At 65.6% G+C, this 19,917-nt stretch carries 18 protein-coding genes and 2 pseudogenes; 7 read left to right on the top strand and 13 right to left on the bottom strand.

The features are described 5' to 3' along the window. The 3 genes from AAFF27_08365 to ahpC form a co-directional block, all read right to left on the bottom strand. Window positions 1-2,211, bottom strand: coding sequence for a TonB-dependent hemoglobin/transferrin/lactoferrin family receptor (locus AAFF27_08365; GenBank protein XAH25190.1), 2,211 nt, complete (start codon window positions 2,209-2,211; stop codon window positions 1-3). Between the two features lie 259 nt (window positions 2,212-2,470). Continuing rightward, window positions 2,471-4,030 (bottom strand): alkyl hydroperoxide reductase subunit F, encoded by a 1,560-nt coding sequence (gene ahpF, locus AAFF27_08360; protein XAH25189.1) that lies wholly within the window; start codon window positions 4,028-4,030, stop codon window positions 2,471-2,473. Between the two features lie 149 nt (window positions 4,031-4,179). Then, on the bottom strand, window positions 4,180-4,752 hold the full coding sequence (ahpC, locus tag AAFF27_08355) for an alkyl hydroperoxide reductase subunit C (protein ID XAH25188.1): 573 nt from the start codon (window positions 4,750-4,752) through the stop codon (window positions 4,180-4,182). Window positions 4,753-5,013: 261 nt separating this feature from the next. Here ahpC and bfr point away from each other — a divergent pair, with 261 nt between their 5' ends. Further along, window positions 5,014-5,490, top strand: coding sequence for a bacterioferritin (bfr, locus tag AAFF27_08350; protein ID XAH25187.1), 477 nt, complete (start codon window positions 5,014-5,016; stop codon window positions 5,488-5,490). A 96-nt stretch (window positions 5,491-5,586) separates the two neighbouring features. Here bfr and AAFF27_08345 read toward each other — a convergent pair whose 3' ends face one another. Beyond that, entirely contained in the window at window positions 5,587-6,117 is a 531-nt protein-coding gene (locus tag AAFF27_08345) for a chromate transporter (GenBank protein ID XAH25186.1), read from the bottom strand. Next, the gene (locus AAFF27_08340) at window positions 6,114-6,683 is read right to left on the bottom strand and encodes a chromate transporter (protein ID XAH25185.1); all 570 of its coding nucleotides are present in this window, start codon (window positions 6,681-6,683) and stop codon (window positions 6,114-6,116) included. The genes AAFF27_08345 and AAFF27_08340 overlap by 4 nt, the downstream gene beginning before the upstream one ends. 110 nt (window positions 6,684-6,793) lie before the next feature. Here AAFF27_08340 and AAFF27_08335 point away from each other — a divergent pair, with 110 nt between their 5' ends. The 6 genes and pseudogenes from AAFF27_08335 (at window position 6,794) to AAFF27_08310 (ending at window position 13,309) form a co-directional block, all read left to right on the top strand. Further along, complete coding sequence (locus AAFF27_08335) at window positions 6,794-7,714, top strand: LysR family transcriptional regulator (protein XAH25184.1); 921 nt, start codon at window positions 6,794-6,796, stop codon at window positions 7,712-7,714. A gap of 30 nt (window positions 7,715-7,744) precedes the next feature. After that, on the top strand, window positions 7,745-8,956 hold the full coding sequence (locus AAFF27_08330) for a threonine ammonia-lyase (GenBank protein XAH25183.1): 1,212 nt from the start codon (window positions 7,745-7,747) through the stop codon (window positions 8,954-8,956). Window positions 8,957-9,088: 132 nt separating this feature from the next. Further along, on the top strand, window positions 9,089-11,263 hold the full coding sequence (locus AAFF27_08325) for a TonB-dependent siderophore receptor (GenBank protein ID XAH25182.1): 2,175 nt from the start codon (window positions 9,089-9,091) through the stop codon (window positions 11,261-11,263). Window positions 11,264-11,281: 18 nt separating this feature from the next. Beyond that, complete coding sequence (locus tag AAFF27_08320) at window positions 11,282-12,328, top strand: J domain-containing protein (protein XAH25181.1); 1,047 nt, start codon at window positions 11,282-11,284, stop codon at window positions 12,326-12,328. Then, the gene (locus AAFF27_08315; GenBank protein XAH25180.1) at window positions 12,325-12,621 is read left to right on the top strand and encodes a chaperone modulator CbpM; all 297 of its coding nucleotides are present in this window, start codon (window positions 12,325-12,327) and stop codon (window positions 12,619-12,621) included. Before AAFF27_08320 ends, AAFF27_08315 begins: the two co-directional genes overlap by 4 nt. 385 nt (window positions 12,622-13,006) lie before the next feature. Beyond that, window positions 13,007-13,309, top strand: a pseudogene (locus tag AAFF27_08310) (LysR substrate-binding domain-containing protein). Between the two features lie 27 nt (window positions 13,310-13,336). On the opposite strand, the gene AAFF27_08305 reads toward AAFF27_08310, so the two are convergent. From AAFF27_08305 to AAFF27_08270, 8 genes and pseudogenes are all read right to left on the bottom strand, one after another. Beyond that, a complete protein-coding gene (locus AAFF27_08305; protein XAH25179.1) occupies window positions 13,337-14,194 on the bottom strand; it encodes an alpha/beta hydrolase in 858 nt (285 codons plus the stop codon). A 53-nt stretch (window positions 14,195-14,247) separates the two neighbouring features. After that, the gene (locus tag AAFF27_08300) at window positions 14,248-14,952 is read right to left on the bottom strand and encodes an SDR family oxidoreductase (GenBank protein ID XAH25178.1); all 705 of its coding nucleotides are present in this window, start codon (window positions 14,950-14,952) and stop codon (window positions 14,248-14,250) included. Window positions 14,953-14,979: 27 nt separating this feature from the next. Beyond that, entirely contained in the window at window positions 14,980-15,981 is a 1,002-nt protein-coding gene (locus tag AAFF27_08295; protein ID XAH25177.1) for an NADP-dependent oxidoreductase, read from the bottom strand. 9 nt (window positions 15,982-15,990) lie between these two features. Continuing rightward, window positions 15,991-16,167, bottom strand: a pseudogene (locus AAFF27_08290) (DUF2147 domain-containing protein). Window positions 16,168-16,322: 155 nt separating this feature from the next. Continuing rightward, a complete protein-coding gene (locus AAFF27_08285; GenBank protein XAH25176.1) occupies window positions 16,323-17,309 on the bottom strand; it encodes an MDR family oxidoreductase in 987 nt (328 codons plus the stop codon). Window positions 17,310-17,363: 54 nt separating this feature from the next. Continuing rightward, the gene (locus AAFF27_08280) at window positions 17,364-18,176 is read right to left on the bottom strand and encodes an oxidoreductase (GenBank protein ID XAH25175.1); all 813 of its coding nucleotides are present in this window, start codon (window positions 18,174-18,176) and stop codon (window positions 17,364-17,366) included. Window positions 18,177-18,289: 113 nt separating this feature from the next. Then, complete coding sequence (locus AAFF27_08275; GenBank protein XAH25174.1) at window positions 18,290-18,895, bottom strand: TetR/AcrR family transcriptional regulator; 606 nt, start codon at window positions 18,893-18,895, stop codon at window positions 18,290-18,292. Window positions 18,896-18,931: 36 nt separating this feature from the next. After that, window positions 18,932-19,840: a LysR family transcriptional regulator gene (locus tag AAFF27_08270; GenBank protein ID XAH25173.1), complete on the bottom strand. Its 909-nt coding sequence runs from the start codon at window positions 19,838-19,840 to the stop codon at window positions 18,932-18,934. Window positions 19,841-19,917 lie beyond the last annotated feature (77 nt).

Here is a 19,917-nt window from a genome sequence, read left to right as displayed (position 1 = left end):
TCAGAAATCGGCCACCAGCGAGACGCGCGCATAGCGGCCCGGCTGGGTATAGGCGTCCAGCACCGTCGACGTGGCGGCCAGGCCGTTCACGTTGGTCCAGTTCCAGTACTTCTTGTCGGTGAGGTTGTAGATGCCGGCCGTCAGGCGCAGGTCTTTGCGGATGCGCCACTGGCCGCTCAGGTCCAGCAGCGTGGCCGAGGGCGTGGCGAACTGCGTGGCGCCGTCGATGTCGCTGGCCTTCTTGGCGGCGATATGGGTCAGGTCGATGCGCGCCGCCCAGGCCGCCGTGTCGTACCTGGCGCCCAGGTTCAGGCGCGACGGGTTGATGCTGTTCACGGGCTTGCCGGTATCGCTGTCGCGGCCCCGGGTCTGGCCGTAGCCAAAGGGCATGCTGACGCTGCCACCGGCCAGCCGGCCCCAGTCCACGTTGCCCTTGACCTCGAAGCCGCTGATGCGCACGCGGTTCAGGTTGACCGACTGGAACACGGCCGGGTTGGTGGGCGTGAAGGCTCCGCCGACCTGCTGGTTGTCGACGATGAAATCCTTGAAGCGGCCGGTGAAGGCTGCCACGTCGAGCGACACGCGCTCCATGCGACCGCGCGCGCCCAACTCGATGTTCTGGCTCTTCTCGGGCTTGAGATTGGGGTTGGCAATGCTCTGGTAGTTGGCGATCGGGTTGGCAAAGAAGCCATTGACCTGTCCCGCCGTCGGCGCCTTGAAGCCCGAGGCGTAGTTGCCGTACACGCTCCAGATCGGCGTGGCGCGGTAGAGCACGCCCAGCTTGGGCGAAGTGGCCGAGCCCGACAGCGACTGGGCCGGCGACGGCGCGGTATAGCCGGCCTGGCTGGCGTCGATGCTGAAGTGGTCAAAGCGCAGGCCGGGCGTGATGCTCCAGGGGCCGGCAATGATCTCGTCCTGCAGGTAGAGCGCGCTGCTGCTCTCCTTGGTGTCGGGGAAGCGCTTGAGCGGATAGGTTTCGCCTGCCGGTGGCGTGACGCCGGTCTGCAGGTTGGCCACCTTTGATTGCACGTAGTCAAAGCCATAGGTGAGTTTTTGCACCAGGCCATTGCCCGAGCGCAGCAGCTTGCCCAACTGCAGGCCGGCCTGGGCCGTGTGCTCCTGGTAGTGCGTGTTGCGGCTGCGGTCGTCGGCGGTGTAGCGGTCCTGGAACTGGAACTCGTCCGAGCGCGCGTTCTGGTAGCTCAGCACCGCCTGGACCTCATCGGCCACCAGCGCGTCGAGCTGCCAGCGGCCATTCCAGGTCAGCCGGTCCCGCGTCATGCGGGTGCTGGCGGTGGCGCCGATGACCGACGTGCTCGCCAGCGGCGGCTTGGCGATGTTGGATAGCAGCTCGTAGTCGGCCTTCTTCTCTACATGCTCGTAGGTCAGCACATGCTTTTGCCCGCCGCCGGGCGTGAGCACCACCTTGCCGAGCAGCGAAGTGCTCTTGTCCTTCTCGGGGTTGGGCGTGGTGCGGTCGGTGTTGGCAGCGTCGTTGCTGCCCTTGTTCTTCAACGCGTCGGCACGGCCGACATTGGCGCCCAGCATCCAGGCCACGGTCTCGTTGGGCCGGCCGGCCAGCGTTGCGCCCAGGTGCTTGCCCTTGTCGTCGCCGTCATAGCCAACAGCGGCGCTGCCGCCAAAGGTCTTGCCGTTCTTCAGGTAGTCGTCCGGCTCCTTGGTGATGAAGTTGACCAGCCCGGCGATGCCGTCCGAGCCGTACAGGGCTGAGGTTGGCCCCTTCACCACTTCGATGCGCTTGACCAGCCCGATGTCGAGGTAGTCGCGGCCAATGGCGCTTTCGCTCTGGAACGTATAGCTGCGCGGCTGGCGAATGCCGTCGACCAGCATCAGCACGCGATTGCCGTCGAGCCCGCGAATGTTGAAGCCGGCGTTCTGGTCGCGCCCGGTCTGCGCGCCAATGGTGAAGCGCGCCGGCGCGCGCTGCACCGACACATTGGGCATGTCGCGCGCGGCGTCGCGGATGTCGCGCACCTGCTGCGCTTCGATCTGCTCGGCGGTCAGCACCTCGATGCTGACGGGCAGCTCGTCCGGGTCCTGCTCGTTGCGCGAGCCGCTGATGACCATCTCTTTCAGCGCAGGCGCGGCAGGCGGCGTCTGCGCCTGGGCGCCAGGAGCAAAAGCACAGGCCAGCAGCCAGGCAAGAGGATGGAGACGGAACGCCGGAGGGCGATGAGCAAGACGGGCCACGGTGCGCTTTCGGTTCTGCAACGGATGTTGAACAGAGCTGGCTATGCGACGGCAATGGGCGCACCGGCTGGCTGGGAGGTGAAATATTGTATGAGAATAATTCTCAATTAACAATAAGTTCGAGACAAGCAAAAGCCCGCGTCCGTGGCAACGGAGGCGGGCTTTGCTTGCTTGGCTATCAAACTATGAAATTTATAGCTATAAGCCCAGGCTGCACCTGGGCTAGAGGCATATTTCTCTCATAAACCATCCAGCGCAATCAGGCTGGTGCCGACGTTCTGATCAGGTGGTCGAATGCACTCAAGGCCGCCTTCGCACCATCGCCCGCTGCGATGATGATCTGCTTGTAGGGCACCGTGGTTGCATCCCCCGCCGCGAACACGCCCGGCACCGAGGTCTGGCCCTTGGCATCGACCACGATCTCGCCGTGCTTGGACAGCTCGACCGTGCCCTTCAGCCAATCGGTGTTGGGCACCAGGCCGATCTGCACGAACACGCCTTCCAGCTCCACGCGCTGCTCGGCGCCCGAGACGCGGTCCTTGTAGACCAGGCCATTGACCTTCTGGCCGTCGCCGGTGATCTCAGTCGTTTGCGCCGACACCGCCACCACCACATTGGGCAGGCTGCGCAGCTTGCGTTGCAGCACCTCGTCGGCGCGCAGTTGCTCGCCAAACTCGATCAGCGTGACATGGCCGACGATGCCGGCCAGGTCGATGGCCGCTTCGACGCCCGAGTTGCCGCCGCCGATCACCGCCACGCGCTTGCCCTTGAACAGCGGGCCGTCGCAATGCGGGCAGTAGGCCACGCCCTTGTTCTTGTACTCGGCCTCGCCGGGCACGTTGATGTTGCGCCAGCGCGCGCCGGTGGAGATCACCAGCGAGCGGGTCTTGAGCGAGGCGCCGTTGGCCAGCTTGACCTCGATCAGGTCCTTGCCCGGCACCAGGGCCTCGGCGCGCTGCAGGTTCATGATGTCCACGTCGTAGTGCTTGACGTGCTGCTCCAACGCGACGGCGAACTTCGGCCCTTCGGTTTCCTTGACCGAGATGAAGTTCTCGATGCCCATGGTGTCCAGCACCTGGCCGCCAAAGCGCTCGGCCGCCACGCCGGTGCGGATGCCCTTGCGCGCCGCATACACGGCCGCTGCCGCGCCGGCCGGGCCACCGCCCACCACCAGCAGGTCGTAAGGGGCGCGCGCGGCGATCTTTTCCGCCTCGCGGGCCACGGCGCCGGTGTCGACCTTGGCCAGGATTTCTTCCAGCTCCATGCGGCCCTGGCCAAAGCTGGTGCCGTTCAAAAACACGGTGGGCACGGCCATGATCTGGCGCTCATTGACCTCGTCCTGGAACAGCGCGCCGTCGATGGCGGTGTGCTTGATGTTGGGGTTGAGCACCGCCATCAGGTTGAGTGCCTGCACCACGTCGGGGCAGTTCTGGCAGGTCAGCGAGAAGTAGGTCTCGAAGTGGAAGTCGCCCTGCAGGTTCTTCACCTGCTCGATGGTGTCCTGCGCCGCCTTGGACGGGTGGCCGCCCACTTGCAGCAGCGCCAGCACCAGCGAGGTGAACTCATGCCCCAACGGCAGGCCGGCGAAGCGCACGCCCGTGTCCACGCCGGGGTTGGTGATGAGGAAGGACGGCTTGCGCTCGCCGTCGTCGCTGCGCTCGACCACGGTGATCTTGTCGGTCAGCGAGACGATGTCGGCCAGCAAGCCCTTCAGGTCCGCGGACGCCTTGCCCTCGTCGAGCGAAGCGACGATCTCGATCGGCTTGGTCACCCGTTCCAGGTAAGCCTTGAGTTGGGTTTTGAGCTTGGCGTCCAGCATGATAGTTACTCGCTATTTAAATTCAGTATCGATAGTTAAGGCTTGTCGGCGGAAAAAAAAGCCCGGGCGCACCCGGGCTTTTTGAGGCGCGAGCCTGAGAGCGTGTCCACGGTCTGTATGGGGTCCCCATAGAGACCGTAGATACGCTCTTAGATCTTGCCAACCAGGTCGAGCGACGGGGTCAGGGTTTCAGCGCCTTCGGTCCACTTGGCCGGGCAGACTTCGCCAGGGTGGGCGGCAACGTACTGGGCAGCCTTGACGCGGCGCAGGGTTTCGGTGGCGTCACGGCCGATGCCGTTGTCGTGCACTTCGATGGTCTTGATCTTGCCTTCCGGGTCGATCACGAAGGTGCCACGGTAAGCCAGGCCAGCGTCTTCGCCTTCTTCGATCATGACCTGGAAGAAACGGGCCAGTTGGCCGCTCGGGTCGCCGACCAGCGGGTACTGCACCTTGGCGATGGTGTCGGAGGTGTCGTGCCAAGCCTTGTGGGTGAAGTGGGTGTCGGTGGACACGCCGTAGATCTCCACGCCCAGCTTCTGGAATTCAGCGTAGTGGTCAGCCAGATCGCCCAGCTCGGTGGGGCAAACGAAGGTGAAGTCGGCCGGGTAGAACACCACCACAGACCACTTGCCCTTGAAGTTCTGCTCGCTCACCGGCACGAACTTGCCGTTGTGATAGGCGGTGGCCTTGAATGCGCGAACTTCAGCGTTGATCAGAGACATTGAGCTTTCCTTGCAATGGGTTGGGAAACAGACAAGCGTCGAGCATAGTAGACCCCACCCCATCAAGCCAATTAATTGAAGGTATGCATCTGATTGGCATCCTCTATGAAGGCGTCATCAAAGCGTCGACTTTGGGGGACAAGTGATAACGCCTATCAACCTCAGCCGCAGACACACCGCCCGCGCATGGGATTACCTTGTCGCTGTCATGGGCAACGCGCACAATCCGGGCCAATCCAGACACTACACAAGGGAAAAAACATGAAGGGCGATGCACAAGTCATCCAGCATCTGCAGGCACAACTCAAGAACGAGCTGACTGCGATCAACCAGTACTTCCTGCACTACCGCATGCTCAAGCACTGGGGCTTCGACAAGCTGTCCAAGAAAGAGTACTCAGAATCCATCGGCGAGATGAAGCACGCCGACTGGCTGATGGACCGCATCTTCATGCTCGACGGCCTGCCCAACCTGCAGGACCTGGGCAAGCTCACCATCGGTGAAGACGTGCCCGAGATCCTGCGTGCCGACCTGGGCCTGGAATACGGCGCCCAGGCCACCATCAAGGCCGGCATGGCCCACTGCGAAAGCGTGCGTGACTACGTCTCGCGCGACCTGCTGCAAAAGATCCTCGACGACACCGAAGAGCACATCGACTTCCTGGAAACCCAGATCGAGCTATCCGAGAAGGTCGGCATCCAGAACTATCTGCAATCGCAGATGGGCGAGATCGAATAAGAAGAGTCAACCAATAGCAAAAACGGCCGCGTCCGACACCCGTCGGGCCCGCCCCACGATGACATTCAAACGGAGCCTTGGGCTCCGTTTTTTTGGTCAAAACTGTCCCATGCCCAGCAATCCCACCATGCTGCCGCCAAACAGCAGCCACAGCGGGTGGATGCGCGTCTGCCAGGCCAGCGTGGCGGTAATGGCGGTGATGACGGTCAGCAGCAGGTTCAGGTCAGAGGCCTCGGCGATGAGCGCGGCGCTGGCGGCCACCAGGCCGGCCGTGACCGGCAGCAGGCCGGTCTGGATGTGGCGGCGCCAGGGCTTGTCTTTCAGGCGCTCCCAGGCATGCAGGGCCAGCACCGTCAGCAGGGAAGATGGGCCAAACTTGGCCAGCGTCGTCACCAACATGCCGTAGAACCCGGCCACGTGCCAGCCGACCAGCGTGACCACCATCAGGTTGGGCCCCGGCGCGGCCTGGCCCAGCGCAAACAGGGCACTGAACTCTTCCGCGCTCATCCAGTGGTGCACCTCGACCACCTGGCGCTGCATCTCGGGCAGGATGGTGTTGCCGCCGCCAAAGGCCAGCACCGACAGCTGGGTAAAGATCTGCGCCAGCGCAAGCAGGGTGTCGTTCATTTCGCCACCTTTGCGGTCAGCCAGATGCTGATGGGTGTCAGCGCCAGCATGGTCCACAGCAGGGGCAGGCGCAGGACGGCGATGGCCACGAAGGACACCATGGCAATGGCCGCCAACAGCGGCTTCTTGCGCAGCGGCAGCGCGATCTTGATCGCCATCGACACCAGCAAGCCGGCGGCGGCCGCGGCCAGGCCGGCAAACAGGTGTTCGACCTGCGGGTCATGTTGGTAGCGCTCATAGACGATGCCCAGCATCACGACGATGGCCGAGGGCGCGGCGATCAGGCCCAGGATGGCGGCCACGGCGCCCCTCACACCCCTGAAGCGCATGCCTATCGCCACCGACAGATTGATGATGTTGCCGCCCGGCAGGAACTGGCACAGGCCCAGCAGCTCGGTGAACTCGACATCGGTCAGCCAGCGGCGCCGCTCCACCACCATGCGGTGCGCCAGCGGCAGCGCGCCGCCAAAAGCCGTCAGGCCCAGCATCAGAAAGCCCAGGAACAAGGCCCTTGCGGTCGGCACCTCCGACTCATGGGCCGGGGTGGCGCCAAGTGTGTTTTCCATGCTTATGTCTTGCCCTTGGTTTCATCGTCTGCATCAACAGAGGGCGAGATTAGCCACGCAGTGCCATCTTGTCTAATATATGAAACCAACAAAAAACATATCTAAAACATATGTCATCCATAGACCTGCGCCTGCTGCGCTACTTCATCGTCGTCGCCGAGGAAGGCCACCTGACGCGGGCCGCCCAGCGCATCGGCATCCAGCAGCCACCACTGAGCCAGCAGATCCGCGTGCTGGAGCATGAGCTGGGCGTGACGCTGTTCCGGCGCCTGCCGCGCGGCATGGAGTTGACCGACAGCGGCCAAGCCCTGCTGGTGGATGCGCGCGCCATCCTGGCGCAGGTGGCGCAAAGCATAGAGAGCGTGCGCCGCATCGCGCAGGGCGAGCGCGGCCGCATCGCCATCGGCTTTACCGAATCCGCATCGCTGCACCCCTTTGTGCCGGCGGTGATCCGCGCCTTTCGGCAGCAGGCACCGGGCGTGGCGCTGACGGTGGAAGAGAGCAACACCGCCGACCTGGTCGAGGCGCTGCGCCACAAGCGCATCGATGTGGCCTTCATCCGCTCGCCGGTGGGCGATGCCTCTGGCCTGGTGATAGAGACCGTTCTGGTGGAAGACATGGTGGTCGCCCTGCCCGCCACGCACCCGCTGGCGGCAGACCGGCGGCGCAAGAACATCGAGCTGTCGGCGCTGGCGGCGGAGACCTTCATCTTCAACCGCAGGCCGAGCGGGCCGGGCCTGTACGACGCCATCATCGCGGCCTGCCGCGCGGCCGGCTTCAGCCCCGTGGTGGAGCAGGAGGCGACCAAGAACCTCTCTACCCTGAACCTGGTGGCCGCCGGCTTTGGCGTCTCGATCGTGCCGGCCTCGATGACGCACGTGGTGCTGGACGACGTGGTGTATCGCGGCCTGAAGACCAGCCACGGCCTGCAGGCGCCGCTGCACCTGGCCTGCCGGCAAGAGGAGCCATCGGGCGCCGTGGCGCGCATGGTGGCCGTGGTGAGGGCGCAGGCAAGCGTTCCGCGCCCGTAGACAATCGGCGCAGCCCACAAGGACCCTGTCATGCCCGTTGCGCTTTCCTTTGCCGATATCCAGTCTGCCGCCAACCGCCTGCGCGGCGAGGTGCAAGACACGCCCTGCCTGCATTCACGCACCCTCTCCGCCCTGCTCGGCTGCGAGGTCTACCTGAAGTTCGAGAACCTGCAGTTCACCGCCTCCTTCAAGGAGCGCGGCGCACTCAACAAGCTGGCGCAACTGAGCGCGCCTGAGCGCGCAGCCGGTGCGCTGGCGGTGTCGGCCGGCAACCATGCGCAGGGCGTGGCTTACCACGCGCAGCGCCTGGGCATTCCGGCGACCATCGTGATGCCGCGCTTCGCGCCTGCCGTCAAGGTAGAGAACACGCGCCGCTTTGGCGCCACCGTGCTGCTGCACGGCGAAACCTTCGATGACGCGCGCGCCTACGGCCTGGCGCTGGCCGCCGAGCGCGGGCTGACCGTGGTGCACCCATTCGACGATGCGGCCATCGCTGCCGGCCAGGGCACGGTAGCAATGGAGATGCTGGCGGCCCAGCCCAGCATCGACACGCTGGTGGTGCCGATCGGCGGCGGCGGGCTGATCGCCGGCATGGCCACAGCGGCGGCTGCGCAGCGCCCGGGCTGCCGCGTCTACGGCGTGCAGACCGAACGCTTTCCCAGCACCTGGAACGCGCTGAACAAGGAGCCGCGCCCCATGGGCAGCGCCACCATCGCCGACGGCATTGCCGTGAACGCGCCGGGCGCGGTGACGCTGCCGGTGATACGCGAGCGCGTGGCCGACGTGCTGCTGGCCTCTGAGGGCGACGTGGAGCAGGCCATCCTGATGCTGCTGGAGATCGAGAAGACGGTGGTGGAAGGCGCCGGCGCCATCGGCATTGCCGCCCTGCTGCGCCACCGCGAGCTGTTTGCCGGCCGGCATGTGGGCCTGGTGCTGTCGGGCGGCAACATCCAGCCGCTGGTACTGGCCGGCATCATCGAGCGCGGCATGGTGCGCTCGGGCCGCTTGGCGCGGCTGCGGCTGGACGTGCGCGACGTGCCCGGCGCGCTGGGCGACATCGCCCACCTGCTGGGCGAACTGGGCGCCAACATCGACCAACTGCAGCACCAGCGCGCCTTCACCGCCTTGTCATTGGGGCGGGTGCAGGTCGAGGTGGTGGTGCAGACACGCGACGCCGCGCATGTGGAGCAGATCATTGCGGCGCTGTGCGCACATGGCTGCCCGGCCGAGCGCATGGCCTAACTCCCGCGCACATTTATTGATAACCATTCTCGTTTATTTACAATGCGCTGACATCGCAAGCCACAGACTCGCATCAGTTCGACCAGGTAGCCAGCGGTATTCCCACCCGCACCTTCCACCTGGAGTATCCCGATGCCTGCGACGCCGCTGCGTTCGACCCTGGGCCGCTTTTGCGCGCCCTTCCCTGCCCATGCCCTTGCCGCCGGCGCCCTGCTGGCCCTGGGTAGCCTGCTGCCCGGCGCCGCCAACGCGCAATCTGAGCAGTCGCTGTCGACGGTCACCGTGACCGATGGCGCCGAGACCGCCGCCGGCCCGGTCACTGGCTTTGTGGCGCGGCGCGCGGCCAGCGCCACCAAGACCGATACCCCGCTGATAGAGACGCCGCAGGCGATCTCGGTGGTGACGCGCGATCAGATCGAGGCCCAGGGCGTGACCACGCTGCGCCAGGTCACCGGCTATAGCGCTGGCGTGGTGTCGAGCTATTTCGACAGCCGGGTCGACAGCTTCACCGCTCGCGGCGGCGCGGTGACGCAGTACCTTGACGGCTTGCTGCGCAGCTACGGCACCTACAACAGCGCGCGGCCTGACCCGTACACGCTGGAGCGCGTGGAGCTGCTGCGCGGGCCGTCCTCGGTGCTGTACGGCCAGGGCCAGATCGGCGGCGTGCTCAACCTGGTGTCCAAGCGGCCACAGGCCGAGGCGCAGCGCGAGGTGCAGGTACAGCTCGGCAACTACGGGCGCAAGCAGGTCGCCGTAGACCTGACCGGCCCGCTGGACGCAGAAGGCAAATGGCTCTACCGCCTGGTGGCGGTAGGCCGCGACAGCGGCACGCAGGTCGACCACGTGCCCGACGACCGCGCGCTGATTGCGCCCTCCCTCACCTGGCGCCCCAGCGCCGACACGTCCCTGACGCTGCAGGCGGTACGCCAGCGCGACAAGAGCGGCTCGTTGATCGGATTCTTCCCCTGGCAGGGCACGCTGCTGCCCAGCGCTTACGGGCAGATCCCTACCTCAGCCTTCATCAGCGAGCCGGGCTGGGACGCCTACAACAGCAGCCAGACCTCTTTTGGCTACCTGTTCAGCCACCGCCTGAACGACAGCTGGACCCTGCGCCAGAACCTGCGCAACACCGAAAGCAAGGTGGACTACCGCACCCTCTACACCAGCTTTGCAGCCGACGCTGCCACCGGCCGGCCCGCACGCCCAGTGTTCAACGCCGACAACCGCACGCTCAATCGCGACCTGTACCAGTACTTCAACACCGGCCGCACGCTGCAGATCGACAACCAGGCCGAGGCCAGGTTCAGCACCGGCGGCCTGCAGCACACCGTGCTGTTCGGGCTGGATGCGCAGCACAACAAAACCGGCCAGGCGTCCGGCCGCGGCAGCGCAGCGCCCATAGATGTCTACAACCCGGTCTACGGCAACTACAGCCCGCCGGCCGCGCTCACCCGCCAGCCGGGCGTGACGCAGCGGCAACTGGGCCTGTATGCGCAGGACCAACTCAAGTGGGACCGCTGGGTGGTCACGCTGGGGCTGCGCCATGACCGCGCCAGGACCGACACCGAAGGGCGCCCCGCCGCCGCTGCGGATGACAAGGCCTGGAGCAAGCGCGCCGGGGTGGCCTACCTGCTGGACGGCGGCTGGGCGCCCTACCTGAGCTACGCCGAATCCTTCTACCCGTTGGGTGGCCTGGACGTCTACGGCACGCCCTACAAGCCCCAGCGCGGCAAGCAATGGGAGGCTGGCGTGAAATGGCTGCCGGCCGATGGCAGCGTGTCGGCCTACGCCGCGCTCTACAAGCTGCGCGACACCAACCGCAAGACCACCGACCCGACCAACCCGCTCAACAGCCTGCAGATCGGCGAGGTCGAGGTCAACGGGCTGGAGCTGGAGGCCAAGGCCAGCCTGGACCGGCACTGGGACTGGACTGCCGCCTACGCCTGGACCGATGCCAAGGTGTCGCGCAGCAATGCGGCCGACCTGGGCAAGCGCCTGTCGGGCGTGCCCGAGCACAGCGCCTCGCTCTGGCTGATGCACCGTTTCTCCAGCGCCGGACGCGCGGGCTTCTCGGCCGGCGCCGGCTTGCGCTACCTGGGCGAGACCTGGGATGGCACCGACACGCTGCGCACGCCCGCAGTCACGCTGCTGGACGCCATGCTGGCCTACGACCAGGGCGACTGGCGGTTGGCGCTCAACGTCATCAACCTGACCGACAAGGTGCAGCTCACCACCTGCTTGACACGCGGCGACTGCTTCTATGGCCAGCGCCGCACCATGACGGCCACGGCCACCTACCGCTTCTGACGCCGGCCGCGTAACGGCTTGGAACGCGCCCCCGCAGCGGGCTCGCTATGGTGGCCGCAGCAGCGCCATTGGCGCGCTGCCTGGAGCGTTGCAGCCATGCAGTACAAGGATTACTACCAGACCCTGGGCGTGGCGCGCGACGCCAGCGCCGACGACATCAAGAAGGCCTATCGCAAGCTCGCGCGTGAACACCATCCGGATGTCTCGGGCAACGCCGCCAGCGGCGAGAAGTTCAAGGAGATCGGCGAGGCCTATGCCACGCTGAAAAACGCAGAAAAGCGCGCAGCCTACGACGCGCTGGGCCAGCAGCCTGCGGGCCAGGAATTTCGGCCACCGCCGGGCTGGGATTTTGGCGGGGCACGCGGCGCGCCGGGCGCGGGCAGTGCCGATGCACAGGCCTTCGAAGACCTGGACCTGGCCGACCTGTTTGCGCAGATGGGCGCGGCGCGCGGCGGCTTCCAGCCGCGTGCCGAGCAGCCAGAGCCGGGCGAGGATTTCGACACACCGGTGGCGGTCAGCCTGGAGGACGCGTTTCACGGCAGCACCCTGCATCTCGACCTGTCCATGCCCGAGCCAGACGAGCATGGCCGCCTGCGCCACGTCACCCGCACGCTGGAAGTGCGCGTACCGCCCGGCACGGTCGAAGGCCAGAAGCTGCGCCTGCGCGGCCGTGGCGGCAAGGGGCGCAACGGCGGGCGTGACGGCGATGTCTACCTGCACGTCACGCTCAAGCCGCACGCACTGTTCCGCGCCAGCGGCCACGACCTGTACCTGGATTTGCCGCTTGCGCCCTGGGAAGCGGTGCTGGGCACCGAGGTCGAGATCCCCGCGCCCGGCGGCGCACTGCTGCTGACCGTGCCGCCCGGCACCCGCGCCGGCCGCAAGCTGCGCCTGGCCAAGCGCGGCCTGCCGCGCGCGGGCGGCACGCCCGGCGACATCCTGGCCGTGGTGCAGATCGACGTGCCACCCCACCCCAATGAGCGCGAGAAGGAGCTGATGGCCGAGCTGGCCAAGGCATCCACCTTCAGCCCCCGCGCCCACTTTGCCAAGGAGACTGCGCGATGAATGCCGACACCTCCAGCGTCTCACTCGACGAACTGGCCCAGGCATCCGGCCTGAGCGAAGCCGAACTGCGCGACCTGGTCGGCTACGGCGCCCTGGTGCCGCACGAGCCCGCCAGCACGCGCTGGACCTTCAGCAGCCACAGCACACTCACGGTGCGCACCGCCAGCCGCCTGCGCAGCGACCTGGATCTGGACCTGTACGCGGTATCGGTCTGCCTGCGCTACCTGGACCGCATCGAGGCCCTGGAGCAGCAGTTGCGACACTTGCAGGCGCAACTTCCAGGCGGGCGCTGATGCACGGCGCTGGTGTGTTCAGCCGGACTTCGGCTTCAGGCCATCTGCGGCAGATAGCTGGGCCGGACCGCATGATGCCGCGTCAGACCTGCCAAGCGCCAGCATCGACCAGTTGCCTTCACCGCGCTGTCATTGAGGCGGGTGCAGATCATCGCGGCGCTGTGCGCGCACAGCGGCCCGGCCGAGCGCATGGAATGAGCGGCGGGAACGTCTAGGCGTCGTCGTTCTAGGTCGCGGGCTTTTGCCGGAAGAGTCCAGGCAGCACCGGTGCGCCTGATCTCGGTCTCGCCCTGTACAAGGGCTTCCTCGTTCGTCAGGCGAAGTCAAAGCGGTCGAGGCGCATGGGCTTTGTCCATGCCACGACGAAGTCGCGCACGAAGCGCGCCTGCGCATCGCTACCCGCTTCAGCGGCAACACGGCCCAGGCCTTGCGCAAGGCCGCCCTGGCCGGGCTCGGCATCGCGCTGCTACCCAATACGGTTGTCCGGCTCGACCTTCACGCGGGCCTGCTCGTGCCGGTGCTGCCTGAGTACTGGCGCAAGGGCTACGGCCTGCATGTGCTCTACCCGAGCCGGCGGCATCTACCGCTTGCGGTGTCGGCCTTTACCGACTTGGTCGTCCGCAAGCTGACCGACCTCAAAACGGCATCGCTCGCTCGCAACGCACAGTCCATCCGCAAGCGGCGGTGACGCCGTTGATGCTCGCGGATCGGCCCATCAGCGCGCCAGAAACGCAAGCGCCTTGGGCACGAAATCAGCGTGGAACTGAAACACCGCGCCGTGCCCGGAGTCGGGGTAGATGATGAGTTCACTATTGGGCAGGCGCCGCGCCAGGTCGTGCGTGTTCTTGCTGGGAACCATGCGATCGCTGTCGCCGTTCGCCACGAGGACAGGGTGATTGACCTTTGACAGGTCCGCGGGCGTCTTCTGGCCCCACAGGCGCAGCGCCTTCAGTTGCGCCTGCAGCGCGGCCACGCTGATGGCCTTGTCACGGTTCTCAGAGCGCTCCTTCAAGCGCTGCAAGAACGCCTTGCCGGCACGGATTCCATCAGCGGTCCTGGTGAAGAACAGGAACTGCTTCGGGTCCTGGAAAGTGAGCAAACCCCGGAGCATGTCGATATAGGTTACGCGCGCCACCTTGCTGATGCCCTCGCCCCCTGCCGGGCCGGTGCCGGTGATGATCATCTTGCGCACCAGTTGCGGCTCCATCAGCACGATCTCTTGCGCGATCATGCCGCCCAGCGAGAAGCCAAAGAGGTCGACCTGGCCCAGGCCCATGGTCTTGATGAAGGTGATTGCGTCCCTGGCCATCTGCTCCATTGACTCGGCCGGCGCCCCGCTTGTTGCGCCGACACCCCGGTTGTCAAAGGTGATGACGCGATGCGTGGCCGCGAGACCGTCGATGACGCGCGGATCCCAATTGTCCAGCACGGCCGCCAGGTGGATGAGGCAGACCAGGGGCGGGCCGGGATTGTCCACCCCCAGCTCCCGGTAGGCGAACTTCACGCCACCGCCCGTGACCGTCTGCGTTGGCACGTTCGCCCACGTGACCTGCAATTGTTGTGATGTGCGCATGTTGCTCTACCTTCGCGGTGTTCATGGGGATAGCCGGGCCGGCCCGGTGGCCATCAGGCCGCCTGCGGCAGGTAGCTGGGCCGGGCCGCCGTCAGGCCCAGCTTGACTTGCAGGGTGAGGTCATCGGCCAGCACCTCATCGAGGCCCAACTCAAGCCCATCGAGCGCGCGTTTGACGATCTGCTCGGGGCTGGACTTCGGCACATCGAAGCCACGCGTGAGGTCGGTATCAACATAGGCCATGTGCAGCCCCAGCACCTGCGTCTTCTGCGCTGCCAGCTCATGGCGCAGGGCATTGGTGAGCGACCAGGCGGCCGACTTGCTGGCCGAGTAGGCGGCCAGTTCGCCACCGTTCACCCAAGAGGCCACCGACAGCACATTGAGAAACGCGCCGCCACCATTGGCCTTGAGGATGGGCGCGAAGGCCTGGCTCAGGCGCAGCACGGCGAAGAAGTTGGTCTCGAAGATGCGGCGTGCCACCTCTTCGCTGTCTGGCGCAAGAAAGCCGCCCGGCTGGGCAATGCCGGCGTTGTTGATCACCAGGGTCACATCCGACGCCAGTGCGGCAGCGGCGGTCACGTCTTGCGGCTGGTTGACGTCGAGTTGCAGGGGCTGAACCCCAGCTTGCGTGACGACCACGGGGTTGCGCGCACCCGCGTAGACCTTGCGGGCTCCGCGGGCCAGCAGCGCTTGTGCGAAGGCCAGGCCAATGCCGCGATTGGCGCCCGTGACGAGGGCAACAGCGTTTTCAATCTTCATGGGAATCTCCGGTGTGTGAAACAAAAATCACTTGATCTTGATGACGACCTTGCCCTTGGCGCGGCCGGCTTTGACGTAGGCCAGGGCCTCGTTGGTGGCTTCGAACGGGAAGACCTTGTCGATCACCGGGCGGATGGCGCCGGCATCGATCAGTTGGGTGATCTCGCGCAATTGGCTGCCCTCCGCCCGCATGAAGAGGAAGGAGTAGCCAAGCCCCAAGCCCCGGGCCTTGCGCCTGACCCCGGCGCTCAGTAGGCGGATGACCAGTTGCACAAAGCCTGGCGCGCTGCGCGCCTTGGCAAATTCCGGGTCCGGCGGGCCGGAGATGGAAATGAGTTCGCCGCCGCTCCTGAGTACGCGCAGGGATTTGTCCAGCGTCTTGCCGTCCTGGCTGTTCAGGACCACGTCATAGCCGTGCAAGACGTCTTCGAAGTCCTGCGTCTTGTAGTCGATGACCACATCCGCACCCAGGCTCTTGACCAGCGCGACATTGCTGGTGCCCGTGGTCGTGGCCACGGTGGCGCCCAGGTGCTTGGCCAACTGGATGGCGATGGTGCCCACGCCGCCAGAGCCGGCCTGGATGAAGACCTTCTGCCCCTTCTGCAGGCCGGCCTGCTCGACCAGTGCCTGCCAGGCCGTCAGGGCCACCAGGGGGATGGATGCCGCTTCCTCCATCGTCAGGCCGCGCGGCTTGAGCGCCAATGAGGCTTCCCTGACGGGAACGAACTCCGCGAAGCTGCCGATGCGGAAATCATCCACCCGCGCATAGACCTCATCGCCCAGCTTGAACTGCCGCGCACGCGGCCCGAGCTTGACGACCACGCCCGCCACGTCGTGCCCCAGCACCAGGGGCAGGCGGTAGGGCAGGATGAGCTTGAACTCTCCGTCGCGGATCTTGGAGTCCAGCAGGTTCACACCTGCGGCGTGGACTTCGACCAGGACCTCGTCGGCGCGCAGTTCCGGCGTGGGTATGTCTGCCGAGCGCAGCACGGACTTCTTGCCGTAGCGGTCGAGAACGAATGCTTTCATGGTGTTTCCTTACTCCTCGCGTATCCAGGTTTGTGATCGGCCCAGAACGGGCACGCCGATGTAGCCGCGCACGCTGAGCTTCTTGCCCTTGTCGGCCAGCTGCACTTTGCTGCTATAGACCTTGCCGTTGTCCGGGTCGAGAATCTGGCCGCCGGCGTATGCGTCACCATCCTTCACCAGGCCATTCGATGGAGCCCGCTTGCTTCAAGCGCAGTCTGGCCATGGCTCCAGCGCTTGCAGCCGCTTGGGCCGTGAACAGCGGCTTGAGGGGGGTGGGGAGCATATGAGTTCCTTTTTTTATGATTGGCTTGCCGGATGCGCGCGACATGCAGGAACAGCACTCATGCGTTGACGTCAACGACGGTACGGCCTCGGACTTGTCCCCCGAACAAGCGCTCAACGACCGCGGGCACCTCGGCCAGGCCAACCACATGTGTCGTTCGCGCGAGCTTGCCCAGATCAAGATCCCGCGCCAGCCGTGACCAAGCTTCGATGCGCACCGACTGGGGCGCATTGACCGAATCAATGCCGGCAAGCGTCACGTTGCGCAAGATGAAAGGCAGCACCGAAGCCGGCAGATCCAGGCCCTGGGCCAGGCCGCAAGCGGTGACCACGCCTCGATACTTTGTTTGTGCCAGCACGTTGGCCAGCGTGTGGCTGCCGACCGAGTCGACAACGCCGGCCCACCTTTCGCTGGCTATCGGCGCCCCCGGTTCTGAGAGCGTCCGGCGATCGATGATGTCGGCGGCGCCCAGGCTGCGCAGATAGTCGCTTTCCTCCAGCCGCCCTGTGGAGGCGACGACCCGGTAGCCCAGACCCGACAGGAGGGCGATGGCGATGGAGCCGACGCCGCCATTGGCACCCGTCACGAGAATGTCGCCCCGCTCGGGCGTGAGCCCGCCATGCTCAAGCGCCAGCACCGACAACATCGCTGTGTAGCCCGCTGTCCCGATGGCCATCGCGTCCTTGGTGGACAAGACGTCCGGGAGCTTGATCAGCCACTCACCTTTCACGCGCGCCCGCTGCGCATAGCCACCGTGATGGGTTTGGCTCAAGCCCCAGCCATTGGCGACGACGCGGTCGCCCGCAACGATGCCGGGGTAGGAGGAAGACTTGACTGTGCCAGCAAAGTCGATGCCGGGAATCAAGGGGAACTGGCGAATGACGTCCGCACGGCCGAGAATGGCCATTGCGTCCTTGTAGTTCACGGTGGAGTAATCGACGTCGACCACGACGTCCCCGGGCATGAGGTCTGGCTCACTCAGCGAGACCACGCTGGTTGTGATCTTGGCTCCTGTCTTGCTGGCGAGCAGTGCTTGGAATGTCATCGTCTTCTTTCAAGTGGAGTGTTATCAAGGACAGCGTGCGAAACAGCTAGCCGCCTAGGCTTGGAGCCGCAGGTCTTTGCGCACGCCCGCATCCAGCACGCTGGCCGGCGCAAACCGGCGCAGCAGGCGCATGCGGCGGGCCAGGCCCGGGGCGTAGCGAATCTTGGGGTGAACCGCTGTGGCCGCTTGCAACACGATGTCTGCGACCACCTCGGGGCCGTCGGCGCCTACCAGCACTTCCTTGACGCGCTTCTCTACGCCGGCGCGGATCTCGCGGTACACGTCCAGCGGGGCGTCGGGCTTTATCAGGTTGGCATCGAAGGGCGTGTTGATGTAGGCCGGCTCGACCAGCGAGACGTGGATGCCCTGGGTGCGCAACTCATGGTCCAGCGCCTCTGAGTAGCCCGCCACCGCATGCTTGGTGGCCGAGTACAGCGCCATATAGGGCATGGGCAGAAAGCCCAGCACCGAGCCCAGGTTGATGATGCGCCCGCTCTTTTGCCGGCGCATGTGCGGCACGACGGCGCGGGTCATGCGGACCAGGCCGAAGAAGTTGGTATCGAAGATCGCCTGGGCCTGCTCGATCGAGCTTTCTTCGGCCGCAGCCGGCGCCACGCCAAAGCCGGCGTTGTTGACAAGCAGGTCGATGCGGCCTTCGCGCTCCATCACCTGCTGGACGGCGGCCTCGACCGATGCGTCACTGGTCACATCAAGCGACAGCATCTCGAAGTTGCGCTGGCCCGCCTGGCCACCGCGCCGGCTGGTGCCGTAGACCTTGTAGCCCGCCTGCGCCAAGAGCTTGGCGGTGGCTTCGCCTATGCCCGACGAGGCGCCGGTGACCAGGGCAACTTTGCTTTTCGTGTTCATGGTGTTTCTCTATCGGCGTGTGGTTGGGGGGCTTGCCGCATGCCGTTTACAGCAACTGGCATTATGATCATCATATTCAATGACGAGCAAATAGGCAGCGTCAATCGGCGCGTTTAGTTTTGCGCGGGGAGCAGGTGCTGCAGCGCGGTTTCGCGCAGGCGGTCGGCCAGTGCGGGCTCATCGACCGCGCGCGCCAGCAGCAAGGCGCCGACCATGGTGGAGATGGTCACCAGTGCCTGTTCATGCGCGCCGGGCTGACCCCAATCGGGTGACTGGCGCGCGGCAAGGTCCACCATGGCCTTGATGTGCCGGGTGGCCACGCGGCGCACTTCAGGCGCCTGGCGCGGCGTCTCCGAACCCAATGCAGCAAGCGGGCAGCCGGTTTCCGCCTGCTCCTGGTGTTCTTTGGAGAGATAGCCACGGAGCATGTATTCCAGGGCTTTATCAGTCGGGGCGCTGGCCACCATCTCTGCGGCTATGGCCGCGGACTCGGCGCAGGCCCGGGAAGAGGCCTCTGCCAGCATGGCCTCGCGTGACTCGAAATGTGCATAGAAAGCGCCATGCGTCAGGCCGGCCTCTTTCATGATGTCGGCCACGCCCGTGCCGTCATAGCCGCTGCGGCGGATGGCGCGCGCGGCGGCCGTCACGATGCGCTCGTGCGAGGCCTCCTTGGCGGCGCTTCTGGCGTTGGCTTTTGAGTTTCGCATGATGTTTATCATATTAAATTTTGGAAAACCACGCCAGCCCAGGTGCCATCAGCCATCAGCGAACTGCTCTACCAGCAGGCTGCGCAGCCACTGGTTGCCCGGGTCGCGGTGAAAGCGCGCGTGCCAGAACACGTTGATGCCTATCTGCGGCAGTGGCACCGGGTGCGCTCGCCACACCAGGCCAAAGGGCTCGGCAATGCTTTGTGCCAGGCGCTCGGGCACGGTTGCCACCATTTGCGTTGACCGCAGGATGTGGCCAATCGCCACGTAGTGCGGCACCGTGAGCCGCACCCGGCGCACGATGCCTTGCGCGGCCATCAGCTCGTCGGCCTGGCCGTGGCCGGTGCCGGCGGCCTTCACCAACAGGTGCTCGGCTGCGCTGAAGTCTTTCAGCGTCAATTTCTTGCGCGCCGCCAGCGGGTGCGCCTGGCCAAACAGACACACATAGCGCTGGCGAAACAGGCTGCGCTGGAACATGCCGGCCTTGAGCTGCGGTAGCAGGCCTATGGCCAGATCGACCCGCGCCGCCTCCATCTCGTCGCGCAGGTTGACGGCCGTGTTGCGCACGGTGCTGATGGTCACGCCCGGCGCGGCCCGGGAGAGCGCCTCCATCAGCAGCGGCGTGAAGTAGATCTCGCCGATGTCGGTCATGGCCACGGTGAAGCTGCGCGTGCTGGTCGCCGGATCGAACTGGGCCTGTTGGTTGAGCGCGCTGTGCAGCGAGCCCATGGCATAGGCCACCGGCTCGGCCAGTTGCAATGCGAAGGCGGTGGGCTCCATGCCGCGCGCGGTGCGCAAAAACAGCTCGTCGCCCAGCAGCCGGCGCAGCCGCGCCAGCGCATTGCTGATGGCGGGCTGCGACAGGCCCAGCGTCTCGGCCACCGCCGACACGCGCTTCTCGGCCAGCATGCGGTCGAACACCAGCAGCAGGTTGAGGTCTATGTCCCGGAGTTCCATATCGCACCTTTGGATGCCAACCATACCGTCACGAATTGCAGGCAAATGGCAAAACCAGCAATTATCAGCGACGCCAT

Source organism: Xylophilus sp. GW821-FHT01B05 (assembly GCA_038961845.1).
Lineage (GTDB): Bacteria > Pseudomonadota > Gammaproteobacteria > Burkholderiales > Burkholderiaceae_C > Xylophilus.
This window is presented reverse-complemented; position numbering and strand designations above follow the sequence as displayed.